The 20,028-nt window shown below is 29.9% G+C and carries 21 protein-coding genes; 19 read left to right on the top strand and 2 right to left on the bottom strand.

From position 1 onward, the window contains the following. The first annotated feature begins 85 nt into the window (after positions 1–85). The 14 genes from B9N53_RS04430 to B9N53_RS04365 all read left to right on the top strand — a co-directional run bounded on the left by B9N53_RS04430 (position 86) and on the right by B9N53_RS04365 (position 13,404). Positions 86–850: an ABC transporter ATP-binding protein gene (locus B9N53_RS04430; RefSeq protein ID WP_094203859.1), complete on the top strand. Its 765-nt coding sequence runs from the start codon at positions 86–88 to the stop codon at positions 848–850. Continuing rightward, entirely contained in the window at positions 840–2,795 is a 1,956-nt protein-coding gene (locus tag B9N53_RS04425) for an FtsX-like permease family protein (RefSeq protein ID WP_094203858.1), read from the top strand. The genes B9N53_RS04430 and B9N53_RS04425 overlap by 11 nt, the downstream gene beginning before the upstream one ends. Positions 2,796–2,885: 90 nt before the next feature. Then, on the top strand, positions 2,886–3,911 hold the full coding sequence (locus B9N53_RS04420) for a molybdopterin-binding protein (protein ID WP_094203857.1): 1,026 nt from the start codon (positions 2,886–2,888) through the stop codon (positions 3,909–3,911). Further along, positions 3,908–4,543 carry a phosphatase PAP2 family protein gene (locus B9N53_RS04415; protein ID WP_094203856.1) on the top strand — a complete coding sequence of 212 codons (636 nt, stop codon included), beginning with the start codon at positions 3,908–3,910 and terminating at the stop codon, positions 4,541–4,543. Before B9N53_RS04420 ends, B9N53_RS04415 begins: the two co-directional genes overlap by 4 nt. Positions 4,544–4,644: 101 nt before the next feature. Beyond that, positions 4,645–5,274: a phosphatase PAP2 family protein gene (locus tag B9N53_RS04410; RefSeq protein ID WP_002836795.1), complete on the top strand. Its 630-nt coding sequence runs from the start codon at positions 4,645–4,647 to the stop codon at positions 5,272–5,274. A gap of 10 nt (positions 5,275–5,284) precedes the next feature. Continuing rightward, complete coding sequence (locus tag B9N53_RS04405) at positions 5,285–5,731, top strand: GatB/YqeY domain-containing protein (protein ID WP_094203855.1); 447 nt, start codon at positions 5,285–5,287, stop codon at positions 5,729–5,731. Further along, positions 5,731–7,128 carry a beta-Ala-His dipeptidase gene (gene pepD / locus B9N53_RS04400; protein ID WP_094203854.1) on the top strand — a complete coding sequence of 466 codons (1,398 nt, stop codon included), beginning with the start codon at positions 5,731–5,733 and terminating at the stop codon, positions 7,126–7,128. The genes B9N53_RS04405 and pepD overlap by 1 nt, the downstream gene beginning before the upstream one ends. 47 nt (positions 7,129–7,175) lie before the next feature. Further along, positions 7,176–8,312, top strand: a complete 1,137-nt coding sequence (locus B9N53_RS04395; protein WP_094203853.1) for an efflux RND transporter periplasmic adaptor subunit — start codon at positions 7,176–7,178, stop codon at positions 8,310–8,312. Positions 8,313–8,314: 2 nt separating this feature from the next. After that, positions 8,315–8,998, top strand: a complete 684-nt coding sequence (locus B9N53_RS04390) for an ABC transporter ATP-binding protein (protein WP_094203852.1) — start codon at positions 8,315–8,317, stop codon at positions 8,996–8,998. After that, positions 8,988–10,193, top strand: coding sequence for an ABC transporter permease (locus tag B9N53_RS04385; RefSeq protein ID WP_094203851.1), 1,206 nt, complete (start codon positions 8,988–8,990; stop codon positions 10,191–10,193). Before B9N53_RS04390 ends, B9N53_RS04385 begins: the two co-directional genes overlap by 11 nt. An 87-nt stretch (positions 10,194–10,280) precedes the next feature. Then, positions 10,281–10,874 carry an anthranilate synthase component II gene (locus B9N53_RS04380; RefSeq protein ID WP_094203850.1) on the top strand — a complete coding sequence of 198 codons (594 nt, stop codon included), beginning with the start codon at positions 10,281–10,283 and terminating at the stop codon, positions 10,872–10,874. Next, complete coding sequence (locus B9N53_RS04375; RefSeq protein ID WP_094203849.1) at positions 10,861–12,189, top strand: anthranilate synthase component I family protein; 1,329 nt, start codon at positions 10,861–10,863, stop codon at positions 12,187–12,189. Before B9N53_RS04380 ends, B9N53_RS04375 begins: the two co-directional genes overlap by 14 nt. Further along, positions 12,186–12,917: an aminotransferase class IV gene (locus tag B9N53_RS04370; protein WP_094203848.1), complete on the top strand. Its 732-nt coding sequence runs from the start codon at positions 12,186–12,188 to the stop codon at positions 12,915–12,917. Before B9N53_RS04375 ends, B9N53_RS04370 begins: the two co-directional genes overlap by 4 nt. Before the next feature lie 43 nt (positions 12,918–12,960). Further along, positions 12,961–13,404: a MarR family winged helix-turn-helix transcriptional regulator gene (locus B9N53_RS04365; protein WP_094203847.1), complete on the top strand. Its 444-nt coding sequence runs from the start codon at positions 12,961–12,963 to the stop codon at positions 13,402–13,404. A gap of 53 nt (positions 13,405–13,457) precedes the next feature. Here B9N53_RS04365 and B9N53_RS04360 read toward each other — a convergent pair whose 3' ends face one another. Next, the gene (locus B9N53_RS04360; protein ID WP_094203846.1) at positions 13,458–14,651 is read right to left on the bottom strand and encodes a S41 family peptidase; all 1,194 of its coding nucleotides are present in this window, start codon (positions 14,649–14,651) and stop codon (positions 13,458–13,460) included. A 106-nt stretch (positions 14,652–14,757) separates the two neighbouring features. Between B9N53_RS04360 and B9N53_RS04355 the strand changes: the two genes are divergently transcribed. Continuing rightward, entirely contained in the window at positions 14,758–15,033 is a 276-nt protein-coding gene (locus tag B9N53_RS04355) for a hypothetical protein (protein ID WP_094203845.1), read from the top strand. 60 nt (positions 15,034–15,093) lie between these two features. Beyond that, entirely contained in the window at positions 15,094–15,585 is a 492-nt protein-coding gene (locus B9N53_RS04350) for a ferritin (protein ID WP_094203844.1), read from the top strand. 98 nt (positions 15,586–15,683) lie between these two features. Here B9N53_RS04350 and B9N53_RS04345 read toward each other — a convergent pair whose 3' ends face one another. Next, complete coding sequence (locus tag B9N53_RS04345) at positions 15,684–17,573, bottom strand: sensor histidine kinase (RefSeq protein WP_094203843.1); 1,890 nt, start codon at positions 17,571–17,573, stop codon at positions 15,684–15,686. Between the two features lie 285 nt (positions 17,574–17,858). Here B9N53_RS04345 and kdpF point away from each other — a divergent pair, with 285 nt between their 5' ends. The 3 genes from kdpF to B9N53_RS04330 are packed head-to-tail and all read left to right on the top strand — an operon-like array spanning position 17,859 to position 20,024. Next, positions 17,859–17,936 (top strand): K(+)-transporting ATPase subunit F, encoded by a 78-nt coding sequence (kdpF, locus tag B9N53_RS09570; protein ID WP_080545264.1) that lies wholly within the window; start codon positions 17,859–17,861, stop codon positions 17,934–17,936. A 22-nt stretch (positions 17,937–17,958) separates the two neighbouring features. Further along, positions 17,959–18,261, top strand: a complete 303-nt coding sequence (locus B9N53_RS04335; protein WP_002836773.1) for a tetratricopeptide repeat protein — start codon at positions 17,959–17,961, stop codon at positions 18,259–18,261. Positions 18,262–18,287: 26 nt separating this feature from the next. After that, positions 18,288–20,024: a potassium-transporting ATPase subunit KdpA gene (locus tag B9N53_RS04330; protein ID WP_094203842.1), complete on the top strand. Its 1,737-nt coding sequence runs from the start codon at positions 18,288–18,290 to the stop codon at positions 20,022–20,024. Positions 20,025–20,028: the final 4 nt, after the last annotated feature.

The raw sequence follows: 20,028 nt of genomic DNA, 5'->3' as shown, positions 1-20,028 counted from the left end.
AATTTGTAAGATTGAATGATTTTTGTTAGTTTAGATAAATGCTACTTTTTCTAAATTCATTTAACATATAGTTATGGAGGGTGTTATGAATATTTTAGAATTAAACAACGTAAGAAAAGTATACAAAACGAAAAATGTTGAAACAGTAGCATTAAAAGACGTGAATTTTTCTGTAGAAAAGAATGAATTTATAGCAATAATGGGAGAATCAGGTTCAGGTAAAACAACTTTACTTAATGTAATATCAACATTAGATAAGCAAACTAATGGCAAGGTTGTTTTAAATGGCAAAGATATATCCACTTTAAAAGAATCGGAAGTTGCAAAGTTCAGAAGGGAAAAGCTTGGATTTGTATTTCAAGATTTTAATTTATTGGATATTTTCTCAAATAAAGACAATATATTTTTGCCAATGGTACTTTCAGATTATAAGCCAAAAGAAATGGAGCAAAGATTGTCTGAAATCCAAGGATTATTGGGAATTGAATCATTTGTCAACAAATATCCTTATGAGATTAGTGGTGGACAAAGACAAAGAATTGCGATTGCAAGAGCTTTGATTACAAAACCGGATTTGATATTGGCAGATGAACCTACAGGGGCATTGGATTCAAAATCATCAGATATGATACTTGATTTATTCACAAAAATCAATAAATTAGGACAAACTATATTGATGGTAACTCATTCTGTGAAGGCAGCTTCGTTTTCTAACAGAGTAATTTTCATAAAAGATGGTGTTGTGTTCCATGAAATTTACAAGGGAAATAGCGACAACAATGAATTTATGCAAAGAATTAATGAGTCATTATCTGTGATAAATAATAGAGGTGTAGATAATGAATTCTAAATTATCTACAAAATTTGCTCTCAAAAACTTAAAAGCAAACAAAATCGTAAATATTCCATATATCTTGTCAACAAGTATTATGGTGGCGATTTTATTTATTATGATATCTCTATTAGATAATAAATACGTTATGCAAAAAGACCAATTTGGAACGATAATAGTTTTCGGATCGATTATTATTGCGATATTTACATTTGCGATTATTATGTATGCGAATAGGTTTTTGGTAAAAAGAAGATTTCAAGAATTTGGATTGTATCGTGTTTTTGGATTGGAGAACAAACACATAAATAGAATTTTGCTAAAAGAAAAGTCGATATTTTTTGTGATTATTTCAATCCTAACAATTGTTTTTGGGATTACATTAGGAAAAGTATTGTTCTTGGCAGTTGGAAAATTGATGCAAGAAAATTTCAGTATAATGCAGTTTGGAATTTCAACCAAAGCAGTTATATTATCACTGGCATTTAATCTTGTAATTAGCGTGTTAACATTTATCTTCGATATATTGAATATAAAATCTGCTACAACTAGGGATTTATTTGCAAAAGGACAAAAATCGGAATCTGAACCAAAAGTCAAAGTAGTATTTTTCATTCTAGCAATAATTCTAACAGCAATTGGTTATTACATCGCATTGACAATCGAAGGAAGCTTGGAAAGCTTGTTGATGTTTTTCGTGGCGAGTCTACTTGTATTGTTTGGAACTTACTGTGGCTTTGTTGCAATAACCATTTTTGTACTAAAATTGATGAAGAAAAACAAGAATTTCTTCTATAAATCGAAAAATTTTATTACAGTTTCTGGAATGCTTTACAGAATGAAATCAAATGCTGTTGGTTTAGCCAGTATTGCAATTTTATGTACAGGAGTTGTAGTATCATTGTCGACTACAATGGCGATCTACAACAGTGCAGAAAAAGTTGTCGATTCAACTGTAAACAGAGATTACAAATTAACTGGAACGATCACACCAGATAAGAATTTTTCTAAAAATATCGAAAAAGAAAAAACTAGATTAAAAAATTTAGTCACAGAAAAAACAAATCCTAAAAATGATTATTATCAAGTTAGTACAATGATGTTTGCAAACCTTGAAGGCAATAAATTCACAAGAATTGGAAAGAATAATGATAAGTCAATCTATATTATGATTCAAACTTTGGATTCATTTAACAATAAGTTTTCAAAAAATTATTCATTGAACGATGGAGAAATTTTATTGAATTCAAATTACATGAAATATATAACATCAGATCAGATAACTTTAGGAAGTGCTGATTATAAATTCAAAAAAATTGATGAGCTTGAAGGAAGAAATATCGCAGTGGATATGTTCTACGTCGTAGTGAAAACTGATGAGGATTTGGTAAGATTTTGCAATGATTTCAAAATGCCAATGGAAAATGATGCAGGATACAAACCTCTAGAAGTAAATGTAACTTACTTTTTGGATTCAGACAAAAAACTTGATGGAAAAGAATTTATCTCCAAAGATAATTCTCTTCAATTTGTATCTAGGCAAGAAACAAAAACTGGAGTCTACAGTTTGTTTGGAGCGTTCTTGTACATTGGTTTCATAATAAGTTTTGTTTTATTAATTGGAACTTCTATAATTGCGTATTACAAGCATTTGTCAGAAGGAATTGAAGATAGAAAAAACATTCAAACTATGAAAAAAGTTGGACTGTCAAACAAAATGATAAAAAAGACATCATCACAACAAATTTATTGGATGTTCTTCCTTCCACTTTTTGTGGCAGTAATTCACTCTGCAGTTGCATCAAAAATGTTGTATCAATTGTGCGGAGTTTTCGGACTCAGAAATATATCTGAGTTTGCAATTCCATTTGCAATATCTGTAGCGATAATAATTGCAGTGTATTTCATAATATTTAAAATAACAAGTAATGTCTACTATAATTTGGTAAGCGAAGAAGAATAAACTGGAGGAAACTCCAGTTTTTTCGTTGTGTGTTTTAAAAAATAAAGATTTCGTGATAAAATAGGAATATCAATTAAGAGGGGTTTTTAAATGAAAGTAGTTAGAGCTGAGGATGCGGTAGGTCACATTTTACCGCACGATATGACTAGAATTGTAAAAGACGTGGTCAAGGAGAGAGCTTTTAAGAAAGGGCATGTTATTACAGAAGAAGATATTCCTGTTTTGTTGAGCATGGGCAAGGAACACATTTACGTTATGGAATTAGAAGATGATGATTTGCACGAAAATGATTGTGCAATTATTTTGAAAGACATCTGCACCAACGAACACATGCATTCATCTGATATAAAAGAAGGTAAGATTGAAATAATTTCTGATGTGGATGGGTTTTTGAAAGTCGACAGGGATAGATTATTTAGGTTGAATTCAATAGATGACATTTCCATTGCAACTGTTCTTGGAAATCAACCTGTCAAAAAAGGACAAAAAATTGCTGGAATGAGAATTATTCCGCTTTTCACAAAAGAAAAAATTATGGATGAAGCGAAGAAAATCATGAATGGTGTTCCTATTTTGGAAATCATTCCATTTGATACGACAAAAAAATGCTCCATCATTACGACAGGATCTGAAGTGTACAAAGGTCTTATAAAGGACCAATTTGGACCTGTGTTAAAACAAAAAATGAAGGATTACAATTGTGAAGTAATAAATCACGTCATAGTTGACGATAATAGTGAAAACATAACTAAAGAAATCAACAAAGCATTAGAAAACAAATCCGATATTATTTTGGTTTCAGGTGGCATGAGCGTAGATCCAGATGATATGACACCAAAAGCCATAAAAGATTCCAAAGCAGAAGTGATAACTTACGGTTCACCTGTACTTCCTGGTGCGATGTTTATGTTAGCTTACAAAAACGACACAGCAATAATGGGACTTCCAGGTTGTGTTATGTTCAACAAATCTACAGTTTTCGATATAATCTTGCCATATATTTTTGCGAATATTAAAGTTACAAAAGATATGATAAATAGTTTGGGTTACGGTGGATTTTGTATGCAATGTTCAGAGTGTCACTTCCCAAATTGTGAATATGGTAAAGGATTATGATAGGAAAAGTAATAAACAAGAAAAAAATATACTTGTCAGCGACAATTCTTGTAGCTTCGTTGATTTTTGGTTTTTTTATTAGAAAACAATCTGGTCTATCATTTGAACCTAAAATAATGAATTTTGCACAAAGTATTACTGATAATTTTACTTTTTATATTTTCAAAGCATTCACAATACTCGGAAATTTCAGCACATATTTTTTAATATTGGCAGTTAGCTTATATTATTCAAAACGTATTGGCAAGAATTCATTTTTTTCGATAACATTAATGTCTTGTTTAATAGGTCTTGTAGTTATGAATGTGTACAAATATAGTTTTGTGAGAGTAAGACCGTTAGATTTTTTCAAAATAGAACAAGGTGGTTACAGTTATGTCAGTGGTCATAGTTTGGTAAGTACAAGCTTTTATTTTACTCTGAGTTATTTGTTATGCAGTTTGAAAAATTACAAATTCATTTATTTGCGAATAATTCCATTTGTAATTGCTTTTAGTAGGCTTGTTGTGGGAGTGCATTGGCCAACTGATGTGTTTTTTGGAATGTTAGTGGGATATGTGTGTTATTTGGCTACGATTTTCGTGGCAGAAAAATATATAATAAAATCAAATAAAAATTTAGATGAACTATAAATTTATTTTTATGGTTCATTTTTTATTGGGGGTCTTCCTACTATACATTTGAACTTGGTTGGTATAAAATTTAATATGAAGTATTAAAGGAAGGATTTAAAATGGATAAATACGATTGGTTTGTAATAATATGTAGTATTGTTCTATTATCAATTACTTTTTTTCTTGGATTTGTTGTATTAAAAGACAATGAAACAAATTTGGATAGAAGATTAAAGGAACATTTTACTAAAATGGGACACAATTCCCTAATTGCGATGATGGCAAAAATCACAAAATTTGGTAACGTTGAAACACTTATGATTATAAGTATACCTATTGTGTTTTTTACTGTGAGTCAACACAATTATGTATCAGCATCAGCTATAATAATGAGCGTTATGCTTAGCGTTATTGCAGTTCACACTTTGAAATTTGTATTTAGAAGAAAAAGACCAAAAGTAACTAGCGGGATCAATTATATGGGATATTCTTTTCCAAGTGGTCATTCTTGCGTTAGTATGAGCTTTTATTTGACGATTGCTTATGTGCTAAGTTATGGGTACAAATTTTTCTTCGTGACGATGCTAATTGCCATTGTATTTGCGTTTATGATTGCGATTTCCAGAATTATTTTGGGAGTACATTGGTTTACGGATGTCGTAATAGGTAGTTTTATTGGGCTAATATGCGCATATTGGTCGATATATATGTTCAGAATGAATTATTATTTTACATTTATTTTTGGTTAGGAGTGAAAATATGAGTACAATTGAAAAATTAAGAAAAGACAAAATGTTAGCTATGAAGAACAAGGATAAAGTTAAGTCGGGAGTTATTTCTTTGATTATGAGCAACATTTTATTGGAACAAAAAGAAAAGAAAAGAGATTTGACAGACGAAGAACAATTAGCTTTTGTAAAAAAAGAATTGAAGCAAACAATGGATACATTGGAACAAACTCCAGAAGACAGAGTTGAAGCGATTGAAGAAACAAAACAAAAAATAGAAATTATCAAATCATATCTTCCAGAGCAATTATCTGAAGATAAACTAAAAGAAATCATAGAAAAATTTATGGAAGAAAACTCCCTTGAAAAATCAAATAAATCAAGAGGACAAATAATGAAATACATTATGGGAGAATATGGTAAATACACTGACGGTAAGACTGTTAACAAAGTAGTTGAAGAAATTATAGGTGCATAGTGGATAAGAATACAGTATTAAATTATTTTAGAGGTTTTTCTAAAATCAATAGATGTTCAAAGCATGAACAAGAAATCGCAGATTACTTGGAAAAGTTTGCTCATGACAATGATTTGGAATGCAAAAGAGATAAGTTCAACAATATCTACATTAAAAGAGAATCAGACAAAAGTTTGGAAGATAAACCAGGAATAATTCTTCAAGCGCACATGGACATGGTTTGCGTTTCCGATGAAGAGTATGATTTTGACAATGGAATTAAAATCATAGAAAAAGATGGATTCATGTTTGCTGACAAGACAAGCCTTGGAGCAGACAATGGAATTGGACTTGCCATAGCTATGGCTACATTGACATCCAATCACAAACTTCCTCAAATAGAAGCTGTGGTGACTACAAGTGAAGAAGTTGATATGAGTGGTGCGATGAATTTCGATTTTGATTTGTCTGGAAAATATTTCATTAACATAGATTCAGAAGATGAAAATGAATTGATTGTAGGCAGCAGTGGTGGAGAAAATGTAAATGTTGAAATAGGCAAGAATTACGTTTCAGATAGTTTGTCCAATTTTTACAAAATTTCTGTAAAGGGACTTAAAGGTGGACACTCTGGAATGGAAATTGATAAGAACCACCAAAATGCAATCAAGGTTGTGTTTGAATTTTTGAAATCACTGGATAATTATTATATCTGTGATTTTAAAGGTGGTACAAAGGACAATGCAATTCCTACAAATGCAGAATTAATTTTATCTACAGATGAATCTATTGATTCACTTCGTAGAAAATCGGAAGAATTTATCTCTAAGATTGATTTGGAAGATTTTGATAAGGAATTGAAGCTTGTAATTGAACAAGTAAATGCACAAAAATGTTTAGATAAAAGAACAACAGAAAATTTATCTGATATAATTGGAGAATTAAACTCTGGTGTAATTTCTTACATCGATGGACTTGATGAAACAGTCGAAACATCTTGTAACTTGGCGATTGTGAATTCATTTGATGATAAATTCGAAATCATATTGTCTACGCGATCTTCAAATTATGACAAATTAGTAGCGCTACGAGAAGATATAGTTTCAAAAGCGACCAAACACGATGCAACGGCCTTCGATTATAATTATTATCCTACTTGGGAATTCAATGAAAAATCAGAGCTAATGGAAGTAGCAAAGAAAGCTTTCTTAAAAGTAAACGACAAAGAAGTAGATGTTAAAGTAATCCACGCTGGACTTGAATGTGGCGTGTTTGCAGAGAAATATAAAAAAATTGACTGCATTTCAATTGGACCTACAATGTACGATGTACACACAACAAAAGAAAGATTAGATATTGAATCTTTAGAGAGATTTATTAAATTCTACAATGAAATTTTGAATATGTTGACTAATTAGTTACGCTGTATTATAATAGTATTACAGAGATACAATTAGGAGGTCGTATGAAAAATAATAAAAAGTTTGCAATTATTTTAGCCATAATTGCTTTAGCCTGTGTTGGAGGATTGGTCTTTAAATTAGTTAAAGCTAATAAGAAAAACGAAACCAAGTATAGCTTGTATACGGTATTTGCAGGAAGTGATTTGGTGTTTAGCGCAATATCAAAAACGGGAGACGCACAACAAGTTTACAACAATCAAGCTTATGGTGAGATAGAGAAAGTTCATGTGAAAACTGGTCAATCTGTTAAAAAAGGAGATTCACTGATTACTTTTGTGAACAAGGAAGTTGAAAAACAAATTGATCAAATGGAAATGCAAATAGAGCAGGCCAAAAGTCAAGCAAATTATGCACTTGAGGATAGAAATAGCGCATACAAATCCTACAATAAATTAGTAGAAAAATATAACGAAACTTTTTCTCCAGAATTGGAAATGCAAATTGATCAAATGGAGCCTACACTTAATCAATCAAATAGAGCTTACAAACAAGCTCTTGACCAAGTAGAATTACAAAGAAAACAACTTAATGATTTAAAAGAAAGTTCAAGAAAAACAATCAAGGCTACAATTGCTGGAAATTGTAAAGTTAATGACAAAAATATTGATAATCCAATGAGTCAAGGAGCATTGATTGAAGTCACTAGCGATGAAAATATTATTGAAGGAAATATTTCTGAATACGACTACAAGAAATTAAAAGAAAATGATGAGGTTGAAGTAATTCCTATTAACGGGGATGAAAAAACAAAAGGCATTGTAGTAGAGATTTCCAATACTCCAGAAAGTCAAGCTGGATCATTTGAAGCTAATCAAATGCAAAACATGACAGAACAATCTGGGAGTAATTCTTCAAATTTTGTATTTAAAATAAAAACACAAAAACCTATACACATTGGATTTAATGTTCAAGTTAGGAAAAAATCAGACAAGATTGAACTTGGCAAGGAAATGGTAAAAGAAGAAGATTCTAAATACTATGTGTTTGAATACAAGGATTCAAAAGCTGTGAAAAAAGAAGTTCAACTTGAAAAGAATTCTAATTCTTATACAGTGATTTCTGGATTAAAATCTGGTGACAAAATTATTTCTAAAGTAAAAGATTTGAAAGATAATCAAGAAATAAAGGTTGAAGATTAGTCATGATAGATTTAATTAAAATCAATAAGTTTTACAATTCAGGAGAGAACAAACTTCACGTATTAAAAGATGTTAGCTTGAACATTAATAGCGGTGATTTTGTCGCAATAATGGGTGAGTCTGGTTCAGGAAAGTCTACGTTGATTAATATTCTTGGTTTTTTGGATAAGAATTTTACAGGAATATATAAGTTTGAAAATGTTGAGATAAGTAAATTTTCAGATAATAAATTGTCCGATCTTCGCAACAAATCTGTAGGATTTATCTTCCAACAATTTCAACTTATTCAAAATTATACTATAGCTGAAAATGTAGAACTACCTCTGTTGTATCAAGGCAAATCCTACAAATACGCAAGAGAAAAAGCATTGGAAGCTTTGGACTTGGTAGGAATTAAAAATCAAGCAGATAAAAGACCTAAACAACTTTCAGGAGGACAGCAACAAAGGGCTGCAATTGCTCGTGCTATCGTTCACAATCCAAAATTTATCATAGCTGATGAGCCAACAGGTGCGCTTGACTCAGAAACTAGCAAGGAGATAATGGCGCTGTTCAATGAATTGAATCAGAAACTCAAAATCACGATAATAATGGTTACTCACGATAAAAATATTACACATAATTGCAACCGAAAATATTTTATGCTAGATGGTGTTTTAAAAGAGAGGGATAGTTATGAAGTTTAATGTTTTATTAAATACTGCCTTCAAAGATATCATCAAGAACAAAAAACGATCATTATTGACTATGCTTGGTATAATTATAGGTATTGCAGCGGTAATAACTATAATCGCAATTGGTAGGGGTTTCCAAGATTATGTTGTTGACAGTTTAATGGGTGGAGAAGGCAAGGAACTTAGCGTTGCGTTTTATTTCCAACCAGAAAATCCATCAAATTCAGTCGGAAGCAACACATCAGTTTTTACTGAGAAAAATATTAGAGATATTTCACAAATTACGGATGTCGTAAAAGTTGAATCTGATCCAGAACAATTTCAAAATGATTTGCTTAATGTTTCGATACAAAAAAATGACGGGAAAATGGAAAGTGCATTTGCAAAACCTGTCGAAGAAACTGAAAGTAAAATCGTAAAGGGAAGAGCTGTGACTAAACTGGACGGAGATACAAACCAGAAAGTCGCCGTAATATCGCAAAAATTAGCAGATGAAATGTTTGAAAATGAAGATCCAATCAACAAAACTGTTCTCGTGAAAAATGATTATTATGTTATCGTAGGAATAAAAGAAAACAACACTGCGTCAAATTTGTTTACTTTTGGAAATGATGTGGATTTGCCAAAAGAGACATTAAAATCGCGTCGACCTAAAAACAATAATTCCATATCTATGATTAATGTAATTCTGAAAAATGGTACAAAAGTTCAAGACAAGGCAAAAGAAATTCAAGAATATCTTGAAAAAAATGGCCCAATGAAAGCTGCAGGATCTTATAGCTTCGTCGACATTGCAAAACAAATCGAAGGCATCAGTAGTGTATTGGGGTCTGTGACTATATTTATATCTTTAATTGCAGCTATTTCCCTTCTAATTGCAGGAATTGGAATGATGAATATGATGTACATTTCAGTAGCGGAAAGAATCAAAGAAATAGGAATTAGAAGAGCAATCGGAGCAAAGAAAAAAGAAATTTTGCATCAGTTTATGCTAGAGGGAATTATTGTAACTGTTATTGGTGGAATAATTGGATACATCATTGGAATGATAGCTGCATTTATTGCATCGAAATTTTTGCCGTTTCCAATTAAACTAGAACTAATGCCGGTTTTGATATCCTTAGGAATATCTTTGGGAATAGGAATTGTGTTTACTTATTCTCCAGCAAATACGGCAGCAAACAAAAATGTAATAGATATTATTTAAGATTTGAAAATGAGTTTATTATTTGATAAGCTCATTTTTTATTTGATTTTTAGCATAAAATCCTATATATTTTTATTGGGTGATTAAATGATATTAATGATAGATAATTACGATTCGTTTACATATAACATTGTTTCTTATTTGAGAATTTTAAAAGAAGAAGTTATCGTGAAGAAGAATGATGAGATAAATTTGGAAGAAATCAAAAAAATGAATCCGGAAATTATAGTGATTTCTCCAGGACCTAAAACACCAAAAGAATCCAAAATTTCTCTTGAAATATTTGAACAATTGAATGGCGAATATCCAATTCTTGGAATTTGTTTGGGGCATCAAGCATTGGCTTATTCAATGGGACTTGATATTGTAAAAGGGCCACGACCAATGCACGGTAAAATGACATATATTAATCATGACGGCAAAGGAATATTTACTGATATTCCGAATCCTGTTAAAGTGATGAGATATCATTCATTAGTCGTTGATGATAGCAAATTCGAAAATGGAATGTATGAAGATATGGTGATAACATCAAAGACTTCTGATGGAATAATTATGGGATTTAGAGACTCAAAAAATAAGATAGAAACTGTTCAATTTCATCCTGAAAGCGTGGGAACTGATTTTGGGTTGAAAATGATTGAAAACTTCTTAAAGGAGGTAAGAAATGATTCATTCTAAAAAAATAAAATCAGACGTAACAATTCTAGATATTTTATATAACATCAAAGACAAGAATTTACCTTTTTTATTAGATAGTGCAAAGGGAAGTTACAATCAAGGTAACAAATCATATATCGGATTTGATCCGGAAATTGTTTTGAAATCAAAGAATAACAACGTAGAAATAAGTGGACTTGTGAACAAAAAAGTTTGTGACAATCCGCTTAATCAACTCAAACTATTGATGGATGATTATTTGCAAGAAGATGATAATCAATTTATCGGTGGAGCTGTTGGACTTTTGTCTTATGTTTTTACAGGTTCTAATTGCAATGTAGTTTTAAATTCTGAAAAAAATACTGATGTATACGATGCTTATTTTGGAATATATTTAAAAATAATAGAATTTGACAATAATACACAAGAATACACGATTTATTACTTGAATGATACAGATATTAGAGATGTTGAAGCAGTATTTGTAAAACCAGATTATGTAGATAAGGAATATAAAACATCTGAACTTATAAAAACAGTAACAAAAGAAGAATATACGAAAAGTTTTGATGACATAAAAACCATGATTGAAAATGGTGATGTGTACGAAGTTAACTTAACGCAACAGTTCATTGTAGATACGACTAAGGATAAGTTCGATATTTATAAGAAACTTCGCGAAGTTAACAAAGCAGATTTTATGGCTTATATGGATTTTGGTGAATATTGTGTTTTATCTTCATCTCCAGAGAGGTTTTTTGATTGTCAAAATGGACTTGTTCAAGCTAGGCCGATTAAAGGAACCATTCGAAGATCTGATGATAAATTTGAAGATGAAAGATTGAAAAAAGAATTATTAAATAGCGACAAAGATATTTCAGAATTATTAATGATAGTTGATTTGATGAGAAATGATTTTGGAATGAGTTGTGATGCTGAAACAATAAAAGCTATTAGCAATTATTCATTGGAAACTTATGAAAATGTTCATCATTTGGTGGCTACTATCGTTGGTAAATTGAGAGAAGATGAAGATGTATTCAGCTTAATCAAAAATATTTTTCCAGGAGGATCAATCACTGGAGCTCCGAAGCTTGCTTCAATTGAAGCGATTGATGAAGTTGAAAAATATAACAGAAATATATACACAGGATCCATTGGATACATTTCATTTAACCAAAATTGTGACTTCAATATTTTAATCAGGACGATTTTAAAAATAAATGACCGTTGTTATTTCTCAGGTGGAGGAGCTATAACATGGGATTCTGAAATGAATAGCGAATACGATGAAACTATTCAAAAATCGAAAAAAGTATATGAGGCTTTGATATGAACGATGGAATAAAATACGGTAAGGGACTTTTTGAAACTATAAAAGTAGTAGAGCGTAAGCCTGTTTATTTGGAAGATCATATTGAAAGACTTGAAAATTCTATGAGTTTTCTGGGGATGAATACGAAAAATATAAGAGAAAACATCAAAGCAGAAATAGAAAATATTGATTTGGATACAGATTGTTTGAGAGTAATGGTATTGGATAATAATGGAGATTATGATTTATTTGTTACTACAAGAAGCACCGATTATTCCAATACAAAATACACAGAAGGATTGAAATTAAAAGTTCTCGACCAATTAAGAGACAAGAACAACCCTTTAATTTATCATAAAACAAATAATTATTTGCTAAATGACTTCTTGCACAAAAAATTATTGAAAGAAGGATTTGATGAAGGGGTTTTTCTAAATCAAGACGGAAATGTAACAGAAGGAACGTACACAAATTTATTTTTTATTCAGGAAAACACATTTATCACGCCACCTGTAGCTGATGGTATGTTACCGGGGATTTTTCGAAAAAAACTTATAGAATTTTTGAAAATTAATGGTTATAATATAATTGAAAAGTCAATTAAGTTAAGCGATTTACAAAGTATGGATTGTTGTTTTGCAACGAATTCTTTAATGGAAATGAGATTTGTAAGACAAATTGATGAGATAATGTTTTCAAAAAGCAATCTGTTTTGTGAAATATCGGAAAAACTTATGAACGAATATTAATTTACAATTTTAAAATGACGTATTTTTGAAATCGGAGGAGTTTATGGATCAAGATTACAAAACCTATATGAAGTTGGAAAATCAACTTTGTTTTAAACTTTATGCAGCTTCTAGAATGGTGACAAGTACATACACACAATTTTTGAAACCTTTAGGGTTGACTTACACTCAGTACATTGTGTTCTTAGTTCTCTGGGAAAAAGATGGAATTACTGTGGGACAATTGTGTGAAAAGTTATATTTGGATAACGGTACTATCACACCAATTATCAAAAAGATGCAATCGCAAGGTTATCTTGAAAGAGTTCGTAGCTCAAATGACGATAGAATTGTAATAATTTATCTAACAGATGAAGGAAAAAAATTACAAGAAAAAGTAAAAGATATTCCTAAACTTATGAATGGTTGTTTAGAATTATCGGATGAGAAAAAAGTTCAATTATATGATTTGCTACAAGATTTTTTGAATAATAACAAGACAAAATAAAGACTAAAAAACGATCCAATATTGATATTGACATTAATATTAGATCGTTTATTTTAATTAACTCTAGACAATAATAATTTTACGATTTCGCTGTTATCATCTAATTTTATAGCTGGTATAGTTCCAACTTCTTCATTAGTTGTGCCATCTTCATTAAGACCTTGTCCAAGAGGGTACTCCACGATTAATCCTGTGTTAGGAAGTGATTTGTAAGTGTGAACTATATTCAGACCATTTCCAGAAGTTGTTTCTCCTACTGTAGTTGCAAACTTGGTTCTGTTGGCTATTTGACACACGAAATCAGCACTGTTTCTGGTATTTTTGTTTTGCAATATATACACATCGCATTTTTGGTCTTCTGATTTTTTTATTGCTAGTTTAAAATTAGTAATGTATTTTATACTTTTTTGATTATCGTTTATTTTGATGTTCGCCACATTTTCTATAGTTTTAAAGCTGATATCATTTCTATCTAGAATATTTTTTGATATAATAGGTTGAGTTTTATTTGCGATATTAAACTCAAATTTAATGTCTGATTTTAGTAGAGGTTTGATTATCACATTAATAGCGTAATCTAAATTATCGGAATCATTATCTCTCAAATCTATTATGATTTTATTTTTATTTTTATTAGTTTTCAAAATATTGCTGAAAATTTGAGCCTCTTGTTGAATGTTTACAGAATCAAAGTCTGATACTTTTACATACAATGCATCTTTGTAATTGTCGATAGAATATGCTCTGAAAGTTTTTTCAGGAATTTCTTCAGTCAAATTAGAATATCTCTTCATTGATAAATTATTTAATATTTGATTGTGATTATCTTGTTGTAGAATTTCACTAAAAGTGTGTTTATCCGCTATTCTAACATTTGAATCATAGAGCTTTTTCAAAATATCATTGTACAAATCAACTACTTCTTGTGTCGACATTTCGTCTTTCTTCTTGCCTGATTCCAATTTTATTTTAGACTTAAAGTTGGGTTTTAAAGATAAAAAGTCGATATCTTTGTATTTTTTTGTTTGTGGTAAATTCATATATGAACTTTCAATTTGATTACATAACTCATCAAAATCTCTGAGTATGTATTTTTTGGGAATCATTTGACTGTATTCAGCTGGTCTAGAATTTATGTATTTGTAACCGAAAAAGCCAAAGATAAGTAATAAAACCAATAAAAATATTTTATTCGCAATTTTATTTCTTTTTCTTTGTTTATTCGCTCTATTATGTGATGTTTTCATTTCTCACCTCTTTTTAATCAGTATAATATAAAAAAAAGAAAGGGTCAATTGAATAAAATAGTAGAAATTGGGTATATAAATATAGAAAGAGAAAAAGAGGTTAGTTATGAATAATGTTTTACTGATAAATAGAATAATTCCTACAATTGATGACGATAGAATTTGCAACATTACTTTTGTAATTGCAGACATGCATTTACAAGAAGTTCACGATAAAATAATTAAGGTTATTGACTCATCAGAATATATGGATTTAAATAACACCGAAATAAATTACAATGGGTTTACTACCAAACAAAAGGCAAAATTGATTCCTGAAATCATGAAGCTATTGGTAGAAAATAATCTTAAAGTTTACGGTGTTTATGATTTGTATTCTTAAATTTTAAGTAAAATGATTAACTAACAGTCACATAAATTAAATTATAAGGAGTATGATAAAATGAACAGAGAAGAATTATTAAAAAAAATTGACGAACAATTAGTTTTTGAATTACAATCAGGCTATGAATACAAACAAATGGCTTCTGAATTCAATGATATGGATTGGGATGGATTTGAACACTTCATGGAAAAGCAAGCTCATGAAGAATATGAACACGCTGAATACTTCAGACATTGGTTACAAGAAGTTGGATATAAGATTGAATATAAAACAATTGAAGCTCCAAAAGCTGACTACGACAAAGATGTATTAAGCATTTTCAAAGCTGCTTTAGAACACGAAAAAGAGGTTACAAGAAGAATCAGAGAATTATTTGATGCAGCTCATGAAATCAAATTCTATGAAGTATACACTCTTCTACAAAAATTCATTGACGAACAAATCGAAGAAGAAGCTACTTTTGATAATATCATAGCAAAACTTGAAAGAACTGAAAACAGTAATGCTGGTCTTGCAATATTAGACAAAGAATTAGGACAAAGACAATAATTCTAGCAAATTAGTATAAAAGTCCCCGTAGGTTAATATTTTTTAACTTATGGGGACTTTGTTTTTTATTGAATCAAATATTTCTATTGTATTACTGCTCAATGTTCTATGGAGTCCATTGCTAATGCAACTTCGTTTAACATAGCTAAAAGAAGAGATTTATCTCTTAAAGAAATATTTTTTTTACTATATGACATGTCGATTCCGACTACACCATATACGTAATTTCCTTTTCTAATAGCAAAGTAGAGCCCTTTAGCACTAGAGAGCGTATTTGTAGTAGCTCCTGCACTTTCGTTGTTCAAATAAACCCACTGAGCTACAGTTTTTTCTGCTTCTGAAACATATGTGTTATTTGCGCTTTCATTATTTTCGGGATTATAAATTTTGGGAGCTTTAAGTTCATTATCCTTTATAGGATAAAAAACTATAACTCTATTCAATAATTTATAAAGATGATAACAAGTTTGATACATTATTTTATCGTAATTATTTGCTGACTGTAAACTTTGACTAATTTTAAATAAAATCTCAAAGTTATGAGACTGTTCAATAGCTAATAAATTTTCTTTTTTTAATTTGTTTTGCATTAAGCATATTATAAATGACACAATGCTCATAATTAAAAATATCATAAAATATTCTTTAGAGTTAATTATAAAGGAAAAGTAAGGCTCTAAAAAGAAATAATCAATTATCAGGATATTAATTATTGACGAAATTACATTATAAATTGGATGTTTCGTTGTAAATCCAACAATACATGTTGATAAAATGTAAACCAATACAATATTTGTTGTACTAAAATCAAGTTCAAAGAAGAAAAAAGACAACAGTGTTGATACTAGAATAATAGAAAAAGTAGTCAAAAAGTCTTCTATATCAAATTGAAACGGATTTTCAAGGTTTAGCTTTACTTTCTTAGATTCTTGATTTGCATCTGGGATTATAAATATATCAAGTGTTGGATTTGTTTTTGTAATTGAATCAATGATTGTTGATTTTCTCAATAAAGATACTTTTTGAAGGGATCTTCCTAAAACTAATTTTGAAATACCGCTGACTTTTGCGTATTGACTTATCTGAAAAGCTACGTCATCTCCATATGTTGAAACTAGATTTGCTTTTAAATGTTTTGCAAGATTTATGTTAGCTTGTAAATCGTATTTTTCTTTTTGAGATAAAAACTTCGAATTTGATGTTTCAACAAATAATGCACTAAATTCTGCATGAAAAGACTTAGCCATTCTATAAGCAGTTCTAATTACTTTTTGATTTGTGGGTGAAGGGCTAATGCAGACTAAAATGTGTTCTTTTAAAAAAGGTCTATTTTTTTCATCAGTGTATAAATTTATACGATCAGCACATCTTCTCAGAGTTATTTCTCTCAACGAAACCAGGTTACCCTTTGTAAAAAAGTTAGCAAGTGCTTTTTGTGATTGCATCGTATTGTATATTTTCCCGCTTTTTAATCGTTGGAGCAACTGTTCAACTTCAATATCGATAATTTTTATATTATCAGCATTATCAAAAATATAATCAGGAATACGTTCATTTATCTTTATTCTCGTTATTGATTCGATGATATCATGAAGACTTTCTAAATGCTGAACATTTAATGTAGTATATACGTCGATGCCTGCTTTCAGCAACTCTTCTATATCTTGGTATCTTTTTTTATGCCTAGAAGTTGGAGCATTAGTGTGTGCTAATTCATCAACCAATACAATTTGAGGCTTTCTTTTAATAATAGAATCTAAATCTAATTCATAAAAAACATGATTTTTGTATGTGATTTTTTTGTTTTCTACTCTCTGCAAACCATTTATTAAATCAAGCGTATCTTTTCTGTCGTGAGGTTCGATATATCCAATTACAACATCTGCCCCATCCAAGTCTTTTTCATGTGCATATTTTAGCATACTGTAAGTTTTTCCTACGCCAGCACAATAGCCAAAGAATATGGTTAATTTTCCTTTTTTATCCATAAAATCATCTCCTAGAAAACTCTATCAGATATAGTTTACTATAAATACAATCGAATTTTTGCTTTAGCTTAAATTTTAATGCGATTTTAATATTGCAGTGGCTTTTTTTAAAACCATTTTAAGGTCTATGATGATATACTCATTTTACAGTTTAATAAATAGGAGGAGCTATATATGAAAGATATCATTATGATAGTAATTTTACTTTTATCATTTTTGATGTTGAAATATTTTGTATATATGATAGATCGTATTATAAATAAGAAATAAAATAGGGAGGATTTTATGATATTTATATCAATATTAATATTAGGAATTATTTGTTATCTTTTTTATGCTTTAATTAATCCTGAAAAATTTTAGGGTTTTAAATTGGAGGTAAATTATGGAAGGAATAAAAAATGAAAAAGATTGTATGTATGAATTTAGTTTAATAATAAAACACAAAGTTGATTTAGGAAAATACGATGAATGCTTAGAGTTAATTTATAAAAAAATGGCTGAGTTTCCTCATGATCCCGTACCACATAATTTATTGGGAATATTGATGGAGATTAAAGGCAATCATCTTTTAGCAATGAAACACTTAAGAGCTGCTTGGGCTCTAGATCCTAGTTACACACCTGCTAGTATTAATTTAGATAATATGGGTTCAAATGGATCGAGAAAATTATATGTGTTTTCATAAGATTTTTAATTTAAGAAGGAGAAATTATGTTTCAAATATTGATAACATTACTTATATTTTTAATTATTATATTTCCGATTGGAAATTATTTGTATAAGATAACTGTTAATAAACAAACTTGTTTGGATTCTATCTTTGACAGATTTGATTCATTAATTTTTAAAGTATTAAAAATAGATAAAAATGATATGGATTGGAAACAATATGCAAAAACTTTATTGTTAGTTAATGCATGTTTGGTATTTGTTGGATACCTAGTACTAAGAGTTCAATCATTTAATTTATTTAATCCAAATAAAATACAGGCAATGGAAGAATCATTAAGTTTTAATACTATTATATCTTTTATGACTAATACTAATTTACAACATTATTCTGGGGAATCTGGTTTATCCTATTTTTCTCAAATGTTTGTAATTACAATGATGATGTTTACTTCAGCAGCTACAGGATATGCTGCATGTGTTGCAATGATAAGAGGTATTTTAGGTAAAAAAATGGGTAATTTTTATGTTGACTTTATTAAAATAATAACTAGATTTTTATTACCAGCCTCGATTATAGTAGGAATAATATTAGTATCACAAGGAGTTCCTCAAAATTTAAATAGTAATATGATAGTAAGTACAATTGAAGGGAAAAACCAACAAATTGCATCTGGACCAGTGGCGGCATTGGAATCAATTAAACATTTGGGGACAAACGGAGGAGGTTTTTTTGGAGCGAACTCTTCAACACCTTTTGAAAATCCAAATATCATTTCAAATATAATCGAATTACTATCTATGATGATATTGCCAGCATCGTGTATCTTTATTTTTGGTAAAATGGCTTATGATAATTCAAAAGAGAAAGCCACAAACAATGATGATCACAAAAGTATAAAATCAATTAATAGAAAGCATATATTAATTGGTACAGAAGGAAGAACTGTATTTGTAGCGATGTCGATATTGTTTTTAATAGGATTGGGAATTTGTTATTTCACTGAAAGTCACGGAATTAATGGAGCCACACTTTCAGGAATTTCACAAAATCTTGGAAATATGGAAGGAAAAGAAATGCGTTTTGGTATCTCTCAATCTACTTTATTTACCACCGTAACAACTTCTTTTACAACAGGTACAGTAAATAATATGCATGATACACTTACACCTCTAGGGGGAATGGTTCCTCTTATTAATATGATGATGAATGTAGTATTCGGAGGTGCTGGAGTCGGACTAATGAATATGTTAATATATGCCATTTTGGCGGTTTTCATTTGTGGACTAATGATAGGAAAAACTCCGGAATACTTGGGTAAAAAAATAGAAGGAAACGAGATGAAATTAGCTGCTTTATCAATAATAATACATCCTTTATTAATTTTAGGGTTTTCAGCTTTAGCTGTTAGTGTTAATGGAGGAGTACAAGGAATAACTAATCCTGGATTTCATGGGTTGAGCCAAGTTCTTTATGAATTTTCTTCCTCAGCGGCAAATAATGGTTCAGGGTTTGAAGGCTTATCAGATAATAATCTTTTTTGGAACATAACTTGCGGATTAGTAATGTTTTTGGGGAGATATTTATCCATAATAATTCAGCTAGCTATAGCTGGTAGTTTATCTAAAAAAGTTAATGTTAACGAAACTATAGGAACATTAAAAACTGATAATCTTACTTTCTCAATAATTATAGTCATTGTTGTTTATATATTTTCTGCATTAACTTTCTTGCCGGTTCTTGCATTAGGACCAATAGCAGAGTGGTTGACCTTATAGGAGG

This window comes from Finegoldia magna (assembly GCF_002243175.1).
Taxonomy (GTDB): Bacteria; Bacillota; Clostridia; order Tissierellales; family Peptoniphilaceae; genus Finegoldia; species Finegoldia magna_J.
This window is presented reverse-complemented; position numbering and strand designations above follow the sequence as displayed.